This window comes from Luedemannella flava (genome assembly GCF_039528515.1).
In the GTDB taxonomy this organism is placed as follows: domain Bacteria; phylum Actinomycetota; class Actinomycetes; order Mycobacteriales; family Micromonosporaceae; genus Luedemannella; species Luedemannella flava.
Map to the genome: position 1 here is coordinate 1 of NZ_BAAALT010000026.1, position 1,939 is coordinate 1,939.

General features: G+C 72.0%; 3 protein-coding genes. All 3 read left to right on the forward strand.

Annotated elements, in window-relative coordinates:
• Nucleotides 1-327: 327 nt before the first annotated feature.
• The 3 genes from ABD211_RS05580 to ABD211_RS05590 are packed head-to-tail and all read left to right on the forward strand — an operon-like array spanning nucleotide 328 to nucleotide 1,695.
• Nucleotides 328-747 carry a DUF6284 family protein gene (locus tag ABD211_RS05580; protein ID WP_344126906.1) on the forward strand — a complete coding sequence of 140 codons (420 nt, stop codon included), beginning with the start codon at nucleotides 328-330 and terminating at the stop codon, nucleotides 745-747.
• Nucleotides 747-1,448: a DUF2637 domain-containing protein gene (locus ABD211_RS05585; RefSeq protein ID WP_344126908.1), complete on the forward strand. Its 702-nt coding sequence runs from the start codon at nucleotides 747-749 to the stop codon at nucleotides 1,446-1,448. The genes ABD211_RS05580 and ABD211_RS05585 overlap by 1 nt, the downstream gene beginning before the upstream one ends.
• Nucleotides 1,449-1,461: 13 nt before the next feature.
• Nucleotides 1,462-1,695, forward strand: a complete 234-nt coding sequence (locus tag ABD211_RS05590) for a hypothetical protein (protein ID WP_344126910.1) — start codon at nucleotides 1,462-1,464, stop codon at nucleotides 1,693-1,695.
• The last annotated feature ends 244 nt before the right edge of the window (nucleotides 1,696-1,939 follow it).

Genomic DNA, 1,939 nt, shown 5'->3' on the forward strand with positions numbered 1-1,939 from the left:
CCCCGGTAGATCCCGGGCGAGCGGGTCGAGCTGCGTAGCGCCGTGCGCTGACTTGTAAGTCCCCGGTCCGGCGGTGCTGCTCTGTTGGCCGCCGCCGGGCCGGACACCCAATCTCGCTGAACCCCGACCCGGAGGAGGGCCGATCACCGTGTCTTCGAACCTCGCCGCCGTTGTGCGGATCACGACCAAGCGCCGCGCCGTCTGGCGCGCCTGCGCCGCCTGCGGCGACCTCGCCGCGCTGGCCCCCCGTGAGACTCACTGCCCGCCCTGCTGCGAGCAGGCCACGACACCGCGCCGCCGCGCGGCTTAGCGGAAGGACCACAACCCGTGATTACCAACCAGACGTTGGACGACGACGGTCCGACGTCCGCCGACCTGGCCGCTATCGAGCGCGAGTGGCCCCTGATCGAGGCCGAAATGGACCTGGTAGCGGCAGAGATTACCGTCCTGTGCTCCGACCGACCGTTGACCGAGATGGACCGGCGCCGAGGTCGAACGGTGGGCCGCGTGATGGCCGCCCGTAACCATCGTCCCGGCATCGTGACGATCACGGTGCTCGGTGCTCCGGCGGCGGTACAGGCCGCGTTGCGCGAGGTGTCCGCCGTGCTGGATGTGGAGCAGGTCGGCCACCCCGTCACACCGCACAAGGGCTCCCGGCTTGTGAGCGTGCGCGTCGCCGCGCATGTGCTCATCGATCCTGACGCCCTGGTCCAGTTCATTCCCCCGACCGACACGGAGGTGTCGTAATGCGCGTCAATGGTGGCCGGCTGGCCCGCAACCTGTCCGCCGGCTCGGTCGCCGGTATCGCGGCCTGGTCGTCGTACTCGCACATGGTTGGCGTCGCCCTGCACTACGGCGAGCGTCCCGAGGTCGCCTACGTCCTGCCCGCCTCGGTCGACGGCATGCTCATCGTCGCCTCGGTCGTGATGGCCGACGACAAGCGCACTGGTCGCAAGGTCCGATGGTCGGCCCGTATCGCGTTCCTGGCCGGCGTGCTCGCCAGCGTCGCGGCCAACGTCGCCCACGCCGCACCCACGCTGGGCGCCCGCATCGTCGCGGCGTGGCCGGCGGTGGCGCTGCTGCTGGTCGTCGAGATGCTCTCCCGCGCCGGTAAGCACGCCGCGCAGACCGCCGAGGTCATCGAGACGGTCACCGTGCCGACCGTGGTGACGACCGTCGAGCCGTCCCCCGTTCCCGCCGAGGCGACCTCGGCGCCGGCCGTCACGGCGCCCGCGCGGCGTCAGCCGGCGCGTGCGGTGAAGCGCCCGACGGCGGCCGAGCGTGTCGCCAAGGCGGCGGCCCGCAACCCGCAGGCGACGCCTGCGGAGATCGCGGCGCGGTTGAAGGTGTCGGAGCGCACGGTCCAGCGGCACATGCCCCGCCGTGACGACACGGTGTCGTCACCGGCCCCGACGAGCGGACCGGTCCTCGCGCCGGCCGCCGCGTGAGAGGAGCACCAACATGCCGGTCACGACGATGCCGATGCCTGACGACAACAACGATGCGTGGGATGTTCTCGCCGCGTTCGACACGGTGCTGTCGGCCGACTTCGACGACTACGCCACCGGGCTCATCCCCGCGTGGCAGGTGCGGTGCGCGCTCTGCCAGCAGGCCCCGTGCCAGTGCCCGCCGTTCGGCACCCCCGCCTACATCGCCCTGGTCGACGCCCGCCACGGGCGCCCGCGCCAGTCCTGACGTTGCCCGGAGCGCGGCCTACAGGCCTAGGAAACCCGGCCGCGCTCCGGCGCCCTCACCAATGGAGGTAGCACCATCATGAACAGCCCAGACGACGGCCGCGACGAGACCCGCGGATTCGACTGGAACCGCCACGAGGCCGAGGTGTTCGACCTCGACGACGCCCGCGCCCGCCGGGCGCGCGACGACGCCGACGAGTTGGACCCGACGTTGCGCGTGCTGGTCGACGGCATCGCCGCGCAGC

Coding starts and splice junctions, on each gene's coding strand:
- ABD211_RS05585 (WP_344126908.1), top strand. CDS start 747: ATGCGCGTCAATGGTGGCCGGCTGGCCCGCAACCTGTCCGCCGGCTCG.
- ABD211_RS05590 (WP_344126910.1), top strand. CDS start 1,462: ATGCCGGTCACGACGATGCCGATGCCTGACGACAACAACGATGCGTGG.